This window comes from Mesorhizobium sp. P170090 (assembly GCF_057786115.1).
Map to the genome: position 1 here is coordinate 2,396,656 of NZ_JBYNWH010000001.1, position 17,303 is coordinate 2,413,958.

Sequence of the window (17,303 nt, forward strand, 5' to 3'; positions counted from 1 at the left end):
TATCTCCGGCGCGATACTTGATATGCAGCAAGCGAAGAGGAGATCGCACGGATGAAGGTTGCGGTTCTCGGTGGCGGACCAGCCGGCCTCTACTTTGCCATTTCAATGAAGCTGCGGGACGCCGCCCACGAGATCACGGTGTTCGAGCGCAATCGCGCCGACGATACGTTCGGCTGGGGCGTCGTGCTGTCGGCCGAAACACTCGACAACCTTGCCAAAAACGACCCGGTCAGCGCTGTCTGGATCAAGAAGCATTTCGCCTATTGGGACGACATCGCCGTCATCCATGACGGCGTGCGCACGGTCTCGTCGGGCCACGGTTTCTGTGGCATCGGCCGCAAGCGGCTTCTGGTCCTGCTGCAGCGACGCGCGCGCGAACTTGGCGTGAGGCTGATGTTCGAGAGCGATATCGCCGACCCTCAGCCCTATATGGCGACGCATGATCTGGTCGTCGCCGCCGATGGGCTGAACTCAAGGGCGCGCAACACCTTCGTCGAAGTCTTCAAGCCCGACATCGACACCCGCAAATGCAAATTCGTCTGGCTCGGCACCAACCAGAAATTCGACGACGCCTTCACCTTCATCTTCGAGAAGACCGAGCATGGCTGGGTGTGGGCGCACGCCTATCAATTCGACAGCGAGACAGCGACCTTCATTGTCGAGTGCAGCGAACAGACCTGGGCTGCCTTCGGCTTCGGCGCCATGTCGCAGCAGGAATCCATCGCCGTCTGCGAGCGCATCTTTGAGAAACATCTCGGCGGCCACGCGCTGATGACCAATGCCAATCACATCAGAGGTTCGGCCTGGATCAATTTCCCGCGCGTGCTGTGCGAACGCTGGTCCTACAAGAACCTGGCTCTGATGGGCGACGCGGCGGCCTCGGCACATTTCTCGATCGGCTCCGGGACCAAGCTCGCATTGGAAAGCGCGGTGGCGCTGGCCGAATATGTCAAAACCGAACCGGACCTCGACGCCGCCTTCCGCAAGTATGAGGATGCGCGCCGCACCGAGGTGCTGAAGCTGCAGTCGGCGGCGCGCAATTCGCTGGAGTGGTTCGAGGAGGTCGAGCGCTATCTCGGCCTCGATCCGGTGCAGTTCAATTATTCGCTGCTGACCCGCTCGCAACGCATCAGCCACGAGAATTTGCGGCTGCGCGATGCCAAATGGCTTGAAAGCGCCGAGGAATGGTTCCAGCGCCAGGCAGGGGCAGGCGGCAACAGGCAGCGCCGGGCACCGATGTTCGCGCCGTTTAAACTGCGCGACATGCAGCTCAACAACCGCATCGTCGTTTCGCCGATGGCGCAGTACAAGGCAGTCGATGGCTGCCCGACCGACTGGCATTTCGCCCACTATGCCGAGCGTGCCAAGGGCGGCGCCGGGCTTGTCTATATCGAGATGACCTGCGTCAGCCCGGAAGGACGCATCACGCCCGGTTGTCCCGGCTTCTATGCGTCCGAACATGAGGTGGCGTGGAAGCGGCTGGTCGATTTCGTCCACACCGAGACCGAGGCGAAAATCTGCGCCCAGATTGGCCATTCCGGGGCCAAGGGCTCGACCCGTGTCGGGTGGGAAGGCACCGACGTGCCGCTCGCCTCGGGCAATTGGCCGGTCATGGCGGCCTCGGCGATTGCATGGTCGCCTGAGAATCAGGTGCCGAAAGCCATGGACCGCGCCGACATGGACGAGGTGCGTGACCAGTTCGTCGCGTCCACCGAGATGGCAGATCGCTGCGGTTTCGACATGCTCGAGATCCATGCCGCGCATGGCTATTTGCTGTCGTCCTTCATCACGCCGGTCACCAACCAGCGCACGGATGAGTATGGCGGTTCGCGGGAAAATCGCATGCGCTATCCCCTGGAAATCTTCCATGCGGTGCGCGCCGCCTGGCCGACGCGAAAGCCGATCTCGGTGCGCATTTCGGCCAATGATTGGGTCGGCATCGAAGGTGTGACGCCGGCCGATGCGGTGGAGATCGCGCGGATGCTGCACGAAGCCGGCGTCGACATATGCGACGTCTCGGCAGGCCAGACCTCGATTGCCGCCAAGCCTGTCTATGGCCGAATGTTCCAGACGCCGTTCTCGGACCGCATCCGCAACGAGGTCGGCATGGCGACGATGGCGGTCGGCAACATCTACGAGCCGGATCATGTCAATTCGATCCTGATGGCCGGCCGCGCCGACCTGGTGGCCCTGGCACGGCCGCATCTCGCCGATCCCTACTGGACGCTGCATGCAGCCGTGACGCTCGGTGATCGTGGTGTCAAATGGCCGGATCCCTATCTGCCCGGACGCGACCAGATCTACCGGCTGGCCGAGCGCGATGCAGCGGCGGGGCTGAAAGTATGACGACGGCCTTGGCGATTTCAGGCAAACATGCGCTGGTCACTGGCGGCGGCTCCGGCGTCGGCCGGGCCATCGCGCTCGTGCTGGCCGAGGCCGGCATAGAGGTGACCATATGCGGGAGGCGCGACGCCGAGCTTGCCAAGTTGGCCGGCGAGAACGACCGCATCCACGCCATGTCAGCCGATGTCACCGACGAGGCGGCGATGATTTCGCTCTACGCGCAAGCGGAAGCCGTGCGCGGCCCGTTCGACATCGTCGTCGCCAATGCCGGCATGGCCGGCAGCACGCCGGCGCACAGGACCTCGCTTGCCGACTGGCAGCGGACGCTCGACGTCAATCTGACCGGCGCCTTCCTGACGGTGAAGCCGGCGCTGGCCGGCATGGCCGCGCGCAAGGCGGGCCGGATCGTCTTCGTCGCCTCGACCGCAGGGCTGAAAGGCTACGCCTATGTCGCGCCCTACGTGGCGGCCAAGCATGGGGTGGTCGGGCTGATGCGGGCACTGGCGGCCGAGACGGCGAAATCCGGCGTGACCGTCAACGCCGTTTGCCCGGGCTTCGTAGAGACCGGCATGCTGGAGGAGTCCATTCAGCGCGTCGTCGAAAAGACCGGCCGCTCAGTCGAGCAGGCGCGGGCGAGCCTTGCCTCGACCAACCCGCAAGGCCGTTTCATCCAGCCGCAGGAAGTTGCCTCAGCGGTGCTCTGGCTGTGCGGCGATGCGGCTGCGTCGATTACCGGACAAGCAATTTCGATCTCAGGAGGCGAAACATGGTAGCCGGCCCATTGCCCGCGCCGTCGGGACCCGGCAAGGACCGGCTGCGTCTCTGGATCAGGCTGCTGCGCGCCTCGCGCACGATCGAAGCGGAGCTGCGCGAGCGCCTGAAGAAGGAATTCGATACGACGCTGCCGCGTTTCGACGTCATGGCCGCCCTCTACCGCGCGCCGGAAGGCATGCTGATGAGCGATCTGTCGCGCTTCCTGCTGGTATCCAACGGCAATGTCACCGGCATCGTCGACCGGCTTGTTTCGGAAGGGGTGGTCGCGCGCGCGCGCCGCAATGGCGATCGCCGCACATCCATGGTGCGACTGACCGACGAGGGTTCCAAATCTTTTGCCGCAATGGCCGCGGCGCATGAGGGTTGGATCGGAGAATTGCTGGCCAAGGTCAGCGAGGAGGATGCGCGCCGGCTGACCGGCATGCTGACCTCGTTCCGCAGCAACTGGGAGGGACGCGAATGAGTTCGATGGCCGGCCTCAAGCCGAAGCACTTCCTTTGGGAAGTCGAAGGCAGGATCGCCAAGGTGCGGCTCGACCGGCCGGAGCGCAAGAATCCGCTGACCTTCGACAGCTATGCGGAACTGCGCGACACGTTCCGCGATCTCGTCTATGCCGACGACGTCGACGCCGTGGTGTTCCTGCCCAATGGCGGCAATTTCTGCTCGGGCGGCGATGTCCACGGCATTATCGGCCCATTGGTCAAGATGGACATGAAGGAATTGCTCGCCTTCACCCGCATGACCGGCGATTTCGTCAAGGCGATGCTCAACTGCGGCAAGCCGATCATCGCGGCGGTCGACGGTGTCGCGGTCGGCGCCGGCGCCATCATCGCCATGAGCGCCGACATCCGCATCGCCACGCCGGAGGCCAAGACCGCTTTCCTGTTCACCCGCGTCGGCCTTGCCGGCTGCGACATGGGCGCCTGCGCGATCCTGCCGCGCATCATCGGCCAGGGCCGTGCCGCCGAATTGCTCTACACCGGCCGCACGATGACGGCAGCGGAAGGCGAGCGCTGGGGCTTCTACAACAGGCTGGTCGATGCCGCAGTGCTCGAGGCCGACGCGCTCGAGATGGCGGCGCGCATCGTCTCGGGTCCGACCTTCGCGCACGGCATCACCAAGACGCAGCTCAACCAGGAATGGTCGATGGGCCTCGACCAGGCGATCGAAGCGGAAGCGCAGGCGCAGGCGATCTGCATGCAGACGCGTGACTTCGAGCGCGCCTACAAGGCCTTCCTCGCCAAGGAGAAACCGGTGTTCGAGGGCAATTGATGGCTGACAAGAGTTTCCTCAACTGGCCGTTTTTCGAAGACCGGCATCGCGAACTCGCCGAACGCCTTGATGCCTGGTGCGCCAGGAACCTGCCCGTCGATCACCACGACGTCGATGCCGCCTGCCGCGAGCTGGTGGCGAAACTTGGCCGCGACGGCTGGCTGAAGCCGACGGCGCTCGATACCGACAATCCGGGACCGCTCGATGTCCGCACCTTGTGCATCACGCGCGAGACGCTGGCGCGCCATGACGGGTTGGCCGACTTCGCCTTCGCCATGCAGGGGCTCGGCACCGGCGCGCTCAGCCTGTTCGGCACACCCGACCAGCAGCAATGGCTGGCAAAGACCAGGGCCGGCAAGACGATTTCCGCCTTCGCGCTTTCGGAGCCACGCTCCGGGTCGGATGTCGCCAACACCGAAATGACGGCGAGCCGCGATGGCGACTTCTATATCCTCAGCGGCGAGAAGACCTGGATTTCCAATGGCGGCATTGCCGATCTCTACGTCGTCTTTGCCCGCACCGCCGAGGCACCGGGTGCCAAGGGACTTTCCGCCTTTCTCGTACCCGCTGATACCAAGGGGCTTGGCATTGCCGAGCGCCTTGAAGTGATCGCGCCGCATCCGCTGGCGCGGCTTTCCTTCGATCAGGTCCGGGTGCCGGCTTCGGCGCTGATCGGCAAACCGGGAGACGGCTTCCGCATCGCCATGTCGGTGCTTGACGTGTTCCGCTCCACGGTCGGCGCGGCGGCACTCGGCTTTGCCCGCCGGGCGCTGGACGAAAGCATCAGCAGGGTGGCCGAGCGCAAACTTTTCGGCGCTCCGATGGCAGAGCTGCAGATGGTGCAAGGCCATATCGCCGACATGGCGCTGGACATCGATGCCGCAGCGCTGCTGGTCTACCGCGCTGCCTGGACCAAGGACATGGGCGCGGCTCGTGTCACCCGCGAGGCGGCGATGGCCAAGCTGTTCGCCACCGACAAGGCGCAAGAGGTGATCGACAAGGCTGTGCAGCTGCATGGGGGGGACGGCGTCCGCAAGGGCCATATCGTCGAGAGCCTCTATCGCGAGATCCGCGCGCTACGCATCTACGAGGGCGCATCCGATGTGCAGAAGGTGGTGATCGCACGGCAGGTGATGGGCGCGGCCTGACAGCGACGTATTTGATTTTGAGATTTGGTTTTAAGAATACCGGGGAGGCTTGAAAATGCACGAGATCCTGCAGCCGGAGGGCTGGGCGAAACCGGTCGGCTACGCCAACGGCATTGCCGCGCGCGGCAGGCTCGTCTTCGTCGGCGGACAGGTCGGCTGGAACGGGCAGTGCCAGTTCGAGACCGACGATTTCGCCGGCCAGGTGCGGCAGACGCTGCAAAACATCGTCGCCGTGCTGGCGGAAGCCGGCGCGGAGCCACGGCACATCACCGCGATGACCTGGTATTTCACCGACAAGGCCGAATATCTCGGCAATCTCAAGGGTATAGGCGAGGCCTATCGCGAGGTGATCGGCCGGCATTTCCCAGCGATGGCCGCCATGCAGGTGGTGGCGCTGGTGGAAGATCGCGCCAAGATCGAAATTCAGGCAACCGCCGTCATTCCGGATTAACGAATTCGTTATTCCCGGATTGATCAGCAGCGCAGCCCCGCCCGCTTCAGCAGCGGAAATACGTGGTCGCAGAAATAGGGCAGTTCCTGGGTGTAGTTGACGAACGACAGCGCGATGCCCTGGTAGCCATGCCCGGCTATTGCCGCCATCTCGGCGGCAATCGTCTCCGGCGTTCCAACCAGCGGGTAGGTGCCGGCGCCGCCGGCGAAACGCTGCCGGTAGCGGTCATAGGCATGCGGGTCATGCGACTGCGAGAACTCCTTCTTGCCTGCCATATGAGCATCGACCGCATCGTGGTCGACCAGATCGACGGCATAGCGCGTGTAGTAGGCCTGCGCCTCTTCCATGGTTGGACGGCAGACGACATGCGCCACCGTGTAGACGCCGACGTTGCGGCCAACCTTGTCGGCCCGCTCGCTGATGTCGGCGACATGCTTGCCGGCATCGCTCATTTCCGAAAAGGTCGTGAACAGATAATCGCATCGGGCGGCGGCGAAATCCCGGCCCGGGCCACCGAAAGCAGCGTTCATGGTCACCGGGCGTGGAACCTGTAGGCTCGCCGGCCGGCTCACCGCCTCCTTGAGGCGATAGTAGGTGCCTTCATAGTCCAGAGGCTGGTCCGAGGCGTAGAGCTTTTCCAGGATTTCGATCCATTCGGCGGCCTGGTCGTAGCCCTTCTCGACCAAAGGCGTGCCGAACATGCCGAATTCCTTCGGGTTCCAGCCGCAGACGATGTTCAGGCCGGCGCGGCCCTGGCTGATATGATCGACAGTTGCCAGCGCCTTGGCGGCATAGAGCGGATGCACCAGCGGCACATGCACGGTCATGAACAGGCCGATCTGCTCGGTGGCCACCGCCAGAGCTGCTGCCCAGGTGAAGGTCTCGAACGACCATTCGCGCACCTTGTTGCGGCCGCCAAAGCCACGCCAGCGCGCGATCGGAAGCATAAATTCCAGCCCGGCGCGGTCGGCGATCTGCGCCGCCGTCAGATTGTCCTGCCAGCTTGCCGTCCAGCGTTCCGGCACATCGGTGATGGCCAGACCGCCATCGGCATTGGTCGAAAAGACGCCGAGCTTCAGTTTGTTCGAGCCGTGCAGGGGATGCGTTTTGATCATCATGGGAACTCGTGGCGGGAGACCGACACGCTAGGCCCGCGCAAAAATATTTCAAGCCTGAAATAGCTTCGCCTCGCCGCCGATTGCGGATATCAATTCGGAGGGGAAAAAAGGGGGATGGATATGAGCGCGTTCCGTCAGAAGTGCATCGGCAAGACCAATCTCGTCGGCTCCTTCGCCGCTATTCCCCATCCCGTCGCCGTCGAAGTGATGGCGCTCACCGGCCTCGACTTCGTCTGCATCGACTGGGAACATGCCCAGATCGCGCGCGACACGATCGAAACCATGGTGCGCGCGGCCGACGTGCATCGCGTGCCGGCCATGGTGCGTGTTTCCGGTCATGCGCCGGAAGCTATCCAGGCGGCGCTCGACAGCGGCGCACAAGGCGTGCTCGTGCCGCGCGTCTCGACCGCTGCTCAGGCCGAGGCGGCGGTGAAGGCCTCGCGCTATCCGCCGCTGGGCGAGCGCGGCGTCGGGCCTGGCCGCGCGGCCGGCTATGGCTATCGCATTCCCGAATATCTGGCCGCGGCCAATGATAGGGTGGTCGTCGCGGTCCAGGTCGAGACATCGGAGGGGCTGGCCAACATCGAGGCGATCGCGGCCATAGACGGCATCGATGTGGTCTTCGTCGGCCCCGGCGATCTCTCCGTGTCGATCGATGCGATCGGGCCGAAAGGCGTGGACAAGCTCAATGAGGCGATCACAAGGATCATCCGCGCGACCGTCGCGCATGGCAGGACATCGGGTATATTTTGCGCCAGCCCACAGACGATCAGCCAGTGGGCCGCTATCGGCGCGAGCTTCTTCGTGCTGGCCAGCGATACGATGTTTCTTGGCGCCGGCGCTACGGCCAACTGCACCGCTGCGCGCGCCGAGCTGCGGTAGACGGGCGGGATCGGGCAAAAACTTTTTAAGCTTAAAACTTTTTCCTTGAAAAGCGCAGCACATTGGATAGCATCCAAACTCGATGGCGACTGTCGTGCCGGTGGGGCTTGCCGGGCAGTCCGTCGCGGTGCTCCGGGTGGGAGGGGTTTCAGTCCTTGTCGTTCATACTGCCCCAGTCATCGTCCAGCGCGCGTTATGCTTTCGACGGCGTACGTGCCCAGATCCGTGACCTGCACACCGAAAACATTGCCAACCTTGCCGTGCGCGCCCGAGAACTGGGCGACGTGATCGCGCTCTGGTACGGCGAAGGCGACATGGTGACGCCCGCTTTCATCCGCGACGCGGCGAAGGCCGCCTTCGATGAAGGCCAGACGTTCTACGTCCCTAACATGCGTGGGCACCCCCTACTGAACGAGGCGCTGTCGGAATACCAAACGCGCATTCACGGCCGGACGATCCCGATTGCGCGCACCACGGTCACGCCCGGCGGCATGCAGGCGCTGTACCTGGCGCTGGAACTGCTGGTCGATACCGGCAGCAACGTCGTCTATGTCGCGCCGCAATGGCCCAACATCCACAACGCCATCCATCTGATCGGCGGCGAGCCAAGGCCGTTTTCGCTCGACTTCAAGGGCGACTGGCATCTCGATCTCGACCGGCTGTTCGCCACTTGCGATGCGCGCACACGCGCGATCATCCTGTCGACGCCGTCCAACCCGACCGGCTGGACCGCGTCGCGCGAGGAGATGCAGGCGCTACTCGACTTCAGCCGGCGCACCGGCATCTGGATCATCTCCGACGAGGTCTATGGCCGGCTCTATTTCGACGGCAATGTTGCTCCTTCCATCCTGCAGATCGCCGAGGATGGCGACCGGGTGCTGTCGGTCAACAGTTTTTCGAAGGCGTGGGCGATGACCGGCTGGCGCATCGGCTGGCTGACGCATCCGTCGGGGGTGGCCGACCAGCTTGGCGCCATGACGCAGTACATCAACAGCGGCACCGCCGCGCCTATCCAGGCAGGCGCTGTCGCCGCCATCCGCCAAGGCGAGCCGCTGGTCGAGGAGATCAGGCAGCGGATCAAAACCGGCCTCGACCTTGCCTATGACAGGCTGGCCCAGATTCCCGGCATCATCCTGCCGACGAAACCGCGCGGAGGCATGTATGCCTTCTTTGCCATGGACGGCGAAAGCGACGCCCGGCAGGCCTGCGCCAGGATACTGGAGACGGCGCGCGTCGGGCTGGCTCCCGGCCACCTCTTTGGAAATTCGGCAGCGGCCTTCCTGCGGATGTGCGTGTGCCGTGAACGCGACCAGATAGCGACCGCGCTCGAGCGCATGGTCGCCGCCATGAATTGACGCCCCGCTGGGAGGTGGGACGGCAACAAACCGTGCGGGAGCAAACCCGCCCGATCACAACCAGAGGGAACACAAAATGAGCTTCACTCGTCGCAACCTGCTTCTTCTCGCCGCCACGATCGGCATCGCTGCCGGCCCGGCCACCGCCTTTGCCGCCGATGTGCTCAATGTCGGCGCCTACCCGACCAATCCGCCCTTCGAATACAAGAACGAGAGCGGCACGTTCGAGGGCTTTGAAGTCGACATCGTCAACGAAGCGGCCAAGCGTGCCGGCATGACCACCGACATTGCCGACCTCGGCTTCCAGGCGCTGTTCGCGGCTGTCAGTTCCAACCGCATCGATGTCGCGATCTCCTCCATCACCATCACGCCGGAGCGACTGAAAACGCTGTCCTTCACCCAGCCCTATTATGACTCCGACATGGGCATTGCGACGAAGACCGATAGCGCTGTTAACACCGAGGCCGACCTCAAGGGCAAGATCGTCGGCGTGCTTTCAGGCTCGACCGGCGAGACCTGGGTCAAGGCGCATCAGGAGGCTGACGGCTACAGCGACGTGAAGGGCTATGACACGCAGCAGAATCTTCTGCTCGACCTCAGCGCGGGCCGCGTGGACGCCGCCGTCAGCGATATTCCGGGCATGGAATACTCCTTCACCAAGATGAAGGACCTGAAGGTCAAGCAGCGCATCAAGACCGGCGAACAGTACGGCCTGATGATGAGCAAGGACCATCCGCTGCTCGGCAAGCTGAACGACGCGCTGACCGCGATGAAGAAGGACGGAACGCTGGCCGCGATCCACAAGAAGTGGTTCGGCAGCGACGCGCCAGCCGATTCCTCGACGGTCAAGGAAATGCCGCTGCCCAAGGCCTGACCGGCAATGCACTTAAATCGTGCCGGCTCCCAGGCCGGCACGATTCATTTTACGCTCCGGCGCCTGCTGCCACACGGATAGCCTCATCGGAGGCAAGGTCGATTGGTTTTAACTTGAGCATCCTTTGCTCTGGGGTTCGGGAACGCTCCCATGTCGCTGATCGACACCTTCTTCAATCCTGACGTGATAATGTCCAGCCTGCCGGCGCTGTTGCGTGGCTTCCTGAACACGCTGCTGCTCGGCATTTTGAGTATCGGCATCGGCATTCCCATCGGCCTGGGGATCAGCCTGTTGCGGCTCTATGCGCCGAAGCCGCTGCGCTGGCTGGCGGTCGGCTACACCGACATCTTCCGCGCCCTGCCGGTGCTGGTGGTGCTGATCCTGATCTATTATGCGCTGCCCTTCCTCGGCATCCGTCTGTCGTCCTGGGCCTCCGCCGTGACGGCGTTCGCCATCATCATGTCGGCCTATTCAGCAGAAGTGTTCCGCTCCGGCATTGAGAGCATTCCGAAAGGCCAATTCGAGGCAGCACAGGCGCTCGGCCTGCCTTTCCTTTTGACCTTGCGCAAGGTGGTGCTGCCGCAGGCGATCCGCGTCGTCATCCCGCCGATGACCAGCAATTGCGTCTCGATGTTCAAGGACACGTCGCTCGCTTCCACCGTTGCGCTGCCTGAACTGTTGAAGGAAGCGACCAACGCGCAGTCGCTCTATGCCAATCCCTCGCCGCTGATCGGCGCCGCTTTGGTCTATCTCATCTTCCTCTGGCCGATGGTCCGCCTCGTCAGCCTGCTCGAAGACCGCTTCAAGACCGAGAAGACGCGCTGACCTCATCAACCGTCCCGCTTCCCAAGCCATTCGCAGGAGATACAGTTGAGCAATTCCCAAGCCGCCGGCGGCTTTCCGGTCGACACCATCCGCGCCATGTTTCCGGCCTTGCAGCGCGCCGGTGATTTCATCTTCATGGACAACGCCGCCGGCGCGCAGATCCCGCAGAGCGTGCTCGACGCGGTGACCAATCACCTGGTCTCGCACAATGTGCAGCGTGGTGGTCGCTATGGGCGCTCGGTCACGGTCGACCAATCGGTTGCGGATGCTCGGACGAGCGTGGCCTTGCTGATCAACGCCTACAGTCCGTCGGAAGTCTGCTTCGGCATGAACGCCACCTCGTTCATTCGCCTGGTCAGCCTCGGCATCGGCCAGATGCTGGCCAAGGACACAGAGCGCGACGAGATCGTCATCACCGATATGGACCACGACGCCAACATCGCCACGTGGCTGGCGCTGGAGCCCGCCGGAGCCAAGTTCAAATGGTGGCGCATGCGCGAGGACGGCAACCTGCATGTCGACGACCTCAAGCCGCTGGTTTCCGATCGCACCCGTCTCGTCGCCTGCACGGTGACCGCGCATTCGATCGGCTCGATCGTCGAAGTCGCTTCGGTGGCCGCGATCGCGCATGCGGCCGGCGCCGAAGTGTTCCTTGACTGCGTGCATTACGGACCGCACGGGCTGATCGACGTGCAGGCCTGGGACTGTGATTATCTCGTCTGCTCCGGCTACAAGAATTTCTCGCCGCATATGGGCTTTCTGTGGGGCCGCTTCGAAACGCTGAAGCGGCTGCCGACCTTCCGCGAGGATTTCATCCCCGACGAGCCGCCTTACAAGGTCGAGGCAGGCACCTTCATCTACGAGAACGTCTCGGGCATGGATGCCGCAGTGCAGTACCTGGAACTGATCGGCCGCAATCTGGCGCCCTCCAACAACCGCTCGCGGCGCGACAACATCGTTGCCGGCATGGGCGCCATCCGCGATTACGAAGTGCTCCTGGCGCGTGAGATGCTCGCCGTGCTCAAGGGATGCAATGCCACGATCTACGGCGTCGCCGAGGAAGCCCGCATCAACGAACGCGTGCCGACATTCTGCTTCAACATCGGCAAGCTGTCGCCGCAGCGGATCGTCGAGGAAATGGCTGACATGCAGATCGGCATCCGCGACGGCCATATGTATGCGCCCCGGCTGATGAAGCGTCTCAACCTGTCGATGGACAGCGGCGCCATCCGCGCCTCGCTGGTCCATTACAACACGGTCGACGAGGTCAGGCGTTTCGGCGAGGCACTGCGCGCCGTCATCGCAAGGCTGTCGTAGCTGGTCCTTAAACCTCTCCGGCGCGGAACATCGGCCCGCCCTTGTGGGCCGGGAAGCCATAGCCGTTGATCATCACCAGATCGATGTCGGAGGCACGCGCCGCGATGCCTTCGGCGAGTAATGCCTTGCCCTCGTCGGCCATTGCCGCCAGCAAGCGCGTGACGATCTCATCGGGCGAAAAGCGGCGCGGCACGATGTCCTTGGCCGCCCGAACGGCCTCGATCAGCGCGGCCACTTGCGGGTCGCTCCTGCGCTCGCCGTCGGAATAATCGTACCAGCCGCGCCCGGTCTTCCGGCCGAAGCGGCCGGCCTCGCACAGCCGGTCGGCGATTTCGACATAACGTGCTTGCGGATCGCGCATCGCCGCCTGTCGCTTGCGCCGCGCCCAGGCTATCTCCAGCCCAGCCATATCGTTGACCGCGAAGATCCCCATCGGAAAGCCCCAGGCCTCCAGCGCGGCATCCACCTCATCGGGTGCTGCGCCATCCTCCACCATGAACTCCGCCTCGCGGCGGTAGGCCGAATAGATGCGGTTGCCGATGAAACCCTCGGTAACGCCGCACACGACAGGCAGCTTGCCGAGCTTCCTGACGAAGGCGATCGCCGAGGCGAGCACATCGGGCGCCGTCGCCGCGCAATCCACCACTTCGGTGAGCCGCATGACGTTGGCCGGGGAGAAAAAATGCAGGCCGACGATCCGTTCGGGCCGGGCGGTTGCAGAGGCGATCTCGTCGGGGTTGAGGTAGCTGGTGTTGGTCGCAAGGATGGCGTCCGGGCGGACGATACGTTCGAGCTTCCGGAAGAGTTCGGTTTTTACCGCGAGATCGTCGAACACTGCCTCGATGACCAGATCGGCCTGCACCAGCCTGCCGGCGTCGCTGGCCGCTTCAAACCGGCTCAGCGCCTCCCTGCGCGCATGATCGGTGAGACGGCCGGATTGGACCGACTTGTCGAGAAGCCCGGCGATACGCTCGTATCCTTTTGCCGCGGCGTCGTCGTTCTGCTCGATGCCGATTACGCGATAGCCGGCATTCAAGGCCGAGACCGCGATGCCTGCACCCATCAGGCCGGTTCCGACGATACCGACGGTCTCGACCTTGCGAGGCGTGACACCCTCCAGCCTGTCGACTTTGCTGGCTTGCCTCTCGGCAAAGAAGACGTGGCGCAACGCTGCCGCTTCGCGAGAATCCCGGAGGCGCAGGAAGGTCGCGCGTTCGTCCGCAAGACCGTCCTCAAGTTTGGCCGTGGACGCGGCCTGGACCAGTCTCACGGCTTCTGCAGGCGCGATCTGTCCACGGCTGCGGGAAAGCACCTTTCTTGCGGCTGCCGCTTCGGCTTCGGGTTGCGAGCGTGGGACGGAAAGCGCGCCCGTGCGCCGCAACGGTTGGCCAACGAGACGGCGGGCGACATCGAGCGCGCCTTCGGGAAGATCGTCTGCAATGGCATCGATCAGACCGAGAGTGAGCGCTTCGTCGGCTTTCGCGGGCCGACCCGTGCCGATCAGGTCGATTGCGGCGACCGTGCCGATGAGGCGGGGCAGGCGTTGGGTTCCGCCGGCCCCAGGCACTAACCCGAGCTTGACCTCGGGCAGGCCGAAGCTGGCCGCCTTGCTGGCCACCCGGTAGTGGCAGGCCAGCGCAATCTCGCAGCCGCCGCCGAGCGCCGCGCCGCCAACTGTCGCGACGACCGGTTTCGCGAAGCTCTCGATCGCTTCGATCACTTCAGGCAGTGTGGGCTCGATAGCGGGCTTGCCGAATTCCTTGATATCGGCGCCACCGATGAAGGTGCGCCCAATGGCGGTCAGCACCACGGCAGACACTTCATCCGACGCCGCACGCCCAAGCGCAGCCATCAGTCCGGCCCTGACATGGAAGGACAGCGCGTTGGCCGGCGGATTTTCGATCGTGACGACGAGAACGCCATCGACGATCTTGCCTGTGACACTCTCGGAAAATCGTGCTGTGTTCATGGAGTTTTATCCCGGAACGACGGCAAATCTTCCTCCTCCTTCTGCTCTCCGCCAAATGCCGGTGTCCCGGCTCGGACGGATGAAGCGCCATGGGGTTCTTCAAATAATTTCAAGCTTAAAATAATTAGAATTCAAAAAACTTCAAGCCTACCGGAGTCGACTGCAAAAGGCGTCGCTACCACGACGGTGATCGGTCAGACTTGACGGTTGCACTGCGGTGCCGGGTCAAGGCGAGTTTGTGGAAACCTTCGGCAGCAGGGCTTTGAAATAGTCGATCGTCTGTTGCAGCCCGGCTTCCAAAGTCACCGTCGGCTCCCAGCCGACAAGCCTTTTGGCAAGGGTGATATCGGGCTGGCGGTGCCGCGGATCGTCTTGCGGAAGATCGCGGTAAATTATATCCGAACCTGATCCGGTCATCTGCGTCGTCAGTTCGGCCAAGCGCCTGATCGTTACTTCCCTTGGATTGCCGATGTTTACCGGACCGGTCACCTCCGGCCCCGTATCCATGAGGCGCAGCATGCCGCTCACCAGGTCGTCGACGTAGCAAAACGACCTTGTCTGTGAGCCGTCGCCGAAAATGGTTATCGGTTCACCACGAAGCGCCTGCACGATGAAATTTGAGACAACCCTGCCGTCTGCCGGGTGCATGCGCGGCCCGAACGTATTGAAAATCCGCGCGACCTTGACCCACAAGCCATGTTGTCGGTGATAGTCGAAGAACAGCGTTTCGGCGCAGCGTTTGCCTTCATCGTAGCATGAGCGCGGCCCGATCGGGTTTACATTGCCCCAGTAACTCTCGGGCTGCGGATGCACAGACGCGTCACCATAGACCTCACTGGTGGAGGCCTGAAAGACTTTGCATTTCAGCCGCTTTGCCAGTCCAAGAACATTGATGGCGCCGTGCACGGCGGTCTTGATCGTCTGAACCGGGTCGTACTGGTAGTGAACAGGCGAGGCCGGACACGCCAGGTTGTAAATCTCATCGACTTCGACGTAGAGCGGAAAGGTCACGTCATGGCGCATGAATTCGAAGCGGGGATGCTTGGCCAAATGGTCGATATTGCGCTTTGATCCGGTGAAAAGGTTGTCGACACACAAGATTTCGTCGCCTCGTTCCAACAGGCGGTCAATAAGATGCGAGCCGATAAACCCTGCGCCCCCGGTAACGAGAATGCGTCTGCGGCTGTCATAGAGTCTGGCCAATTTCTGCTCCCAGGCAAATGCTGATCGACCAGATATCGGTCGCCACACGCAGGATACGACGTGTCCGCAGCCAATGCACAAGGACCAAACTGAAATTTCGCAGATCCGCTCGGTGCCGATGCGAATTCCGATCCGGGCATTTGGTTTGATCAGAAGGCACGATTGAGGCCGATAGTGGCCTATGGATTGGCAGCAGAGAATATCAGCCCTGTCGTCAGGGCCGCCGCTGCGTAGGTGGCCGGCAGAACCTGACGGTTCACCCCAATCCGCAGCAGAGAGTGGCTCGAAACCCGGTCCTGCTGGATTTTATCCACAACATCGATGGCATCGGCGATGGCAACATGAAAATGGCAACGACCATTTTTAATGAGACAATCCTCTTCGCGATAGAGCATCGTTGAATTGGCCAACAGGCTGCCATACAAGCACGTCGGCTCAACAGGTGGCTCGAGGAACCCCACGGATGTCCGAACGCATTGCAGTTATCGGCCTGGGTTATGTCGGCCTGCCGGTAGCCATTGCCTTTGGGAAGGTTTTCCCCGGCACCATAGCTTTTGACATCAGCGAGCGTCGGATCGGGGAATTGCGTGGCGGCGTCGATCGTACGGGGGAAGTTGACGCAACGGCGCTCAAGGAGACCTCGATAGGGCTGACCACCGATCGGGAGATGTTGAAAGGCGCTACTTTCTTCATCGTTGCCGTGCCAACCCCTATCGACGCAAATCGCGCTCCCGATCTAGCTTCTTTGAAACTGGCGTCCGAACTCGTCGGCGAGGCGGTGAGCAAAGGCGCCGTCGTCGTTTTTGAGTCGACAGTCTATCCAGGTGTGACCGAAGATTTCTGTGGGCCGATCATCGAGCAGGTTTCCGGCCTGCGACATCCCCGCGACTTTGCCCTCGGCTATTCGCCCGAACGCGCCAACCCCGGCGATCGAGAACACTCGCTGCAAAAGATCGTCAAAGTCGTCTCCGGCGAGAATAACGAGACGCTGGAGCGCGTCGCGAACGTTTATGGCCGTATCATCGATGCCGGCGTCTACCGCGCCCCGTCGATCAAGGTGGCCGAGGCAGCGAAGGTTATCGAGAACACCCAGCGCGATCTGAACATCGCGCTGATGAACGAACTGGCAATGATCTTCGAACGGCTCGATATCCGGACGCAGGATGTTCTTGATGCTGCGTCGACGAAATGGAACTTCCTTCCCTTCAAACCGGGGTTCGTCGGCGGCCACTGCATCAGCGTCGATCCATATTATTTGACCGCCAGGGCCGAGGCCGAAGGTTACCATCCGCAGATCATCCTCGCCGGACGTCGCATCAATGACGGCATGGGGGCCTTCGTCGCCCAGCAGGTTGTCAAGCGGCTGATTGGTTCTGACACGCCCGTCAAAGGGGCTTCTGTCGGCATTCTCGGGCTGACATTCAAGGAGGACGTGCCGGATTTGCGCAACAGCCGAGTTTTCGACATGGTCAAGGAACTAAGGCAGTTCGGAATTATCCCCAAAGTCCATGATCCCCTTGCCGATGTCGAAACCGCTCGGCGTGATCACGGCGAAACAATCCTGCCGCTCGATGAGATAAACGATTTGCAGGCCCTTGTTCTGGCGGTGCCTCACAGGCAATATCTCACCAACGAAAGAGCGCGTCTTTTTCAAATGATCAGGCCGGGGGGGACACTGTTCGATGTCAAGTCGGCCATCAAGCCCAATGAAGTTCCCGACAACATAAAATACTGGAGCTTGTAAAGCTCGCCTGAAATTAACGCTAGGATAT

The 17,303-nt window shown here is 62.5% G+C and carries 16 protein-coding genes; 12 read left to right on the forward strand and 4 right to left on the reverse strand.

What is annotated here, in order from left to right; genetic code table 11:
• Positions 1-51 precede the first annotated feature (51 nt).
• The 6 genes from AC3EML_RS11350 to AC3EML_RS11375 are packed head-to-tail and all read left to right on the forward strand — an operon-like array spanning position 52 to position 5,988.
• Complete coding sequence (locus AC3EML_RS11350) at positions 52-2,346, forward strand: bifunctional salicylyl-CoA 5-hydroxylase/oxidoreductase (protein WP_352521167.1); 2,295 nt, start codon at positions 52-54, stop codon at positions 2,344-2,346.
• The gene (locus AC3EML_RS11355) at positions 2,343-3,116 is read left to right on the forward strand and encodes an SDR family NAD(P)-dependent oxidoreductase (protein WP_023667802.1); all 774 of its coding nucleotides are present in this window, start codon (positions 2,343-2,345) and stop codon (positions 3,114-3,116) included. Before AC3EML_RS11350 ends, AC3EML_RS11355 begins: the two co-directional genes overlap by 4 nt.
• Positions 3,110-3,580: a MarR family winged helix-turn-helix transcriptional regulator gene (locus AC3EML_RS11360; protein WP_023667803.1), complete on the forward strand. Its 471-nt coding sequence runs from the start codon at positions 3,110-3,112 to the stop codon at positions 3,578-3,580. The genes AC3EML_RS11355 and AC3EML_RS11360 overlap by 7 nt, the downstream gene beginning before the upstream one ends.
• Positions 3,577-4,389 carry an enoyl-CoA hydratase family protein gene (locus AC3EML_RS11365; protein WP_352521168.1) on the forward strand — a complete coding sequence of 271 codons (813 nt, stop codon included), beginning with the start codon at positions 3,577-3,579 and terminating at the stop codon, positions 4,387-4,389. Before AC3EML_RS11360 ends, AC3EML_RS11365 begins: the two co-directional genes overlap by 4 nt.
• Positions 4,389-5,537, forward strand: coding sequence for an acyl-CoA dehydrogenase family protein (locus AC3EML_RS11370; protein ID WP_023667805.1), 1,149 nt, complete (start codon positions 4,389-4,391; stop codon positions 5,535-5,537). Before AC3EML_RS11365 ends, AC3EML_RS11370 begins: the two co-directional genes overlap by 1 nt.
• A 55-nt stretch (positions 5,538-5,592) precedes the next feature.
• Positions 5,593-5,988, forward strand: coding sequence for a RidA family protein (locus AC3EML_RS11375; RefSeq protein ID WP_023667806.1), 396 nt, complete (start codon positions 5,593-5,595; stop codon positions 5,986-5,988).
• A 23-nt stretch (positions 5,989-6,011) separates the two neighbouring features.
• On the opposite strand, the gene AC3EML_RS11380 is transcribed toward AC3EML_RS11375, so the two are convergent.
• A complete protein-coding gene (locus tag AC3EML_RS11380) occupies positions 6,012-7,103 on the reverse strand; it encodes an LLM class flavin-dependent oxidoreductase (RefSeq protein ID WP_286460991.1) in 1,092 nt (363 codons plus the stop codon).
• Positions 7,104-7,226: 123 nt separating this feature from the next.
• Here AC3EML_RS11380 and AC3EML_RS11385 point away from each other — a divergent pair, with 123 nt between their 5' ends.
• The 5 genes from AC3EML_RS11385 (at position 7,227) to AC3EML_RS11405 (ending at position 12,359) form a co-directional block, all read left to right on the forward strand.
• Positions 7,227-7,988 (forward strand): HpcH/HpaI aldolase family protein, encoded by a 762-nt coding sequence (locus AC3EML_RS11385; RefSeq protein WP_352521169.1) that lies wholly within the window; start codon positions 7,227-7,229, stop codon positions 7,986-7,988.
• A gap of 155 nt (positions 7,989-8,143) precedes the next feature.
• A complete protein-coding gene (locus tag AC3EML_RS11390) occupies positions 8,144-9,343 on the forward strand; it encodes a pyridoxal phosphate-dependent aminotransferase (protein WP_352521170.1) in 1,200 nt (399 codons plus the stop codon).
• Positions 9,344-9,419: 76 nt separating this feature from the next.
• The gene (locus tag AC3EML_RS11395; RefSeq protein WP_023682726.1) at positions 9,420-10,217 is read left to right on the forward strand and encodes an ABC transporter substrate-binding protein; all 798 of its coding nucleotides are present in this window, start codon (positions 9,420-9,422) and stop codon (positions 10,215-10,217) included.
• A gap of 150 nt (positions 10,218-10,367) precedes the next feature.
• Positions 10,368-11,042 (forward strand): amino acid ABC transporter permease, encoded by a 675-nt coding sequence (locus tag AC3EML_RS11400; RefSeq protein ID WP_023667812.1) that lies wholly within the window; start codon positions 10,368-10,370, stop codon positions 11,040-11,042.
• Positions 11,043-11,087: 45 nt separating this feature from the next.
• Entirely contained in the window at positions 11,088-12,359 is a 1,272-nt protein-coding gene (locus AC3EML_RS11405; RefSeq protein ID WP_352521171.1) for a cysteine desulfurase-like protein, read from the forward strand.
• Between the two features lie 7 nt (positions 12,360-12,366).
• On the opposite strand, the gene AC3EML_RS11410 is transcribed toward AC3EML_RS11405, so the two are convergent.
• The 3 genes from AC3EML_RS11410 to AC3EML_RS11420 all read right to left on the reverse strand — a co-directional run bounded on the left by AC3EML_RS11410 (position 12,367) and on the right by AC3EML_RS11420 (position 15,956).
• On the reverse strand, positions 12,367-14,328 hold the full coding sequence (locus AC3EML_RS11410; protein ID WP_352521172.1) for a 3-hydroxyacyl-CoA dehydrogenase NAD-binding domain-containing protein: 1,962 nt from the start codon (positions 14,326-14,328) through the stop codon (positions 12,367-12,369).
• 225 nt (positions 14,329-14,553) lie between these two features.
• On the reverse strand, positions 14,554-15,531 hold the full coding sequence (locus tag AC3EML_RS11415) for a UDP-glucuronic acid decarboxylase family protein (RefSeq protein WP_023667815.1): 978 nt from the start codon (positions 15,529-15,531) through the stop codon (positions 14,554-14,556).
• 179 nt (positions 15,532-15,710) lie between these two features.
• Positions 15,711-15,956, reverse strand: coding sequence for a hypothetical protein (locus AC3EML_RS11420; protein ID WP_352521173.1), 246 nt, complete (start codon positions 15,954-15,956; stop codon positions 15,711-15,713).
• Between the two features lie 38 nt (positions 15,957-15,994).
• On the opposite strand from AC3EML_RS11420, the gene AC3EML_RS11425 reads away from it, so the two are divergent.
• On the forward strand, positions 15,995-17,275 hold the full coding sequence (locus AC3EML_RS11425) for a nucleotide sugar dehydrogenase (protein ID WP_352521174.1): 1,281 nt from the start codon (positions 15,995-15,997) through the stop codon (positions 17,273-17,275).
• Positions 17,276-17,303 lie beyond the last annotated feature (28 nt).

Excerpts from the sequence above, each read along its gene's own strand:
- AC3EML_RS11370 (WP_023667805.1), top strand. The coding sequence starts at position 4,389 with ATGGCTGACAAGAGTTTCCTCAACTGGCCGTTTTTCGAAGACCGGCAT.
- AC3EML_RS11375 (WP_023667806.1), top strand. The coding sequence starts at position 5,593 with ATGCACGAGATCCTGCAGCCGGAGGGCTGGGCGAAACCGGTCGGCTAC.
- AC3EML_RS11400 (WP_023667812.1), top strand. The coding sequence starts at position 10,368 with ATGTCGCTGATCGACACCTTCTTCAATCCTGACGTGATAATGTCCAGC.
- AC3EML_RS11350 (WP_352521167.1), top strand. The coding sequence starts at position 52 with ATGAAGGTTGCGGTTCTCGGTGGCGGACCAGCCGGCCTCTACTTTGCC.
- AC3EML_RS11385 (WP_352521169.1), top strand. The coding sequence starts at position 7,227 with ATGAGCGCGTTCCGTCAGAAGTGCATCGGCAAGACCAATCTCGTCGGC.
- AC3EML_RS11410 (WP_352521172.1), bottom strand. The coding sequence starts at position 14,328 with ATGAACACAGCACGATTTTCCGAGAGTGTCACAGGCAAGATCGTCGAT.
- AC3EML_RS11360 (WP_023667803.1), top strand. The coding sequence starts at position 3,110 with ATGGTAGCCGGCCCATTGCCCGCGCCGTCGGGACCCGGCAAGGACCGG.
- AC3EML_RS11380 (WP_286460991.1), bottom strand. The coding sequence starts at position 7,103 with ATGATCAAAACGCATCCCCTGCACGGCTCGAACAAACTGAAGCTCGGC.
- AC3EML_RS11425 (WP_352521174.1), top strand. The coding sequence starts at position 15,995 with ATGTCCGAACGCATTGCAGTTATCGGCCTGGGTTATGTCGGCCTGCCG.
- AC3EML_RS11355 (WP_023667802.1), top strand. The coding sequence starts at position 2,343 with ATGACGACGGCCTTGGCGATTTCAGGCAAACATGCGCTGGTCACTGGC.
- AC3EML_RS11365 (WP_352521168.1), top strand. The coding sequence starts at position 3,577 with ATGAGTTCGATGGCCGGCCTCAAGCCGAAGCACTTCCTTTGGGAAGTC.
- AC3EML_RS11395 (WP_023682726.1), top strand. The coding sequence starts at position 9,420 with ATGAGCTTCACTCGTCGCAACCTGCTTCTTCTCGCCGCCACGATCGGC.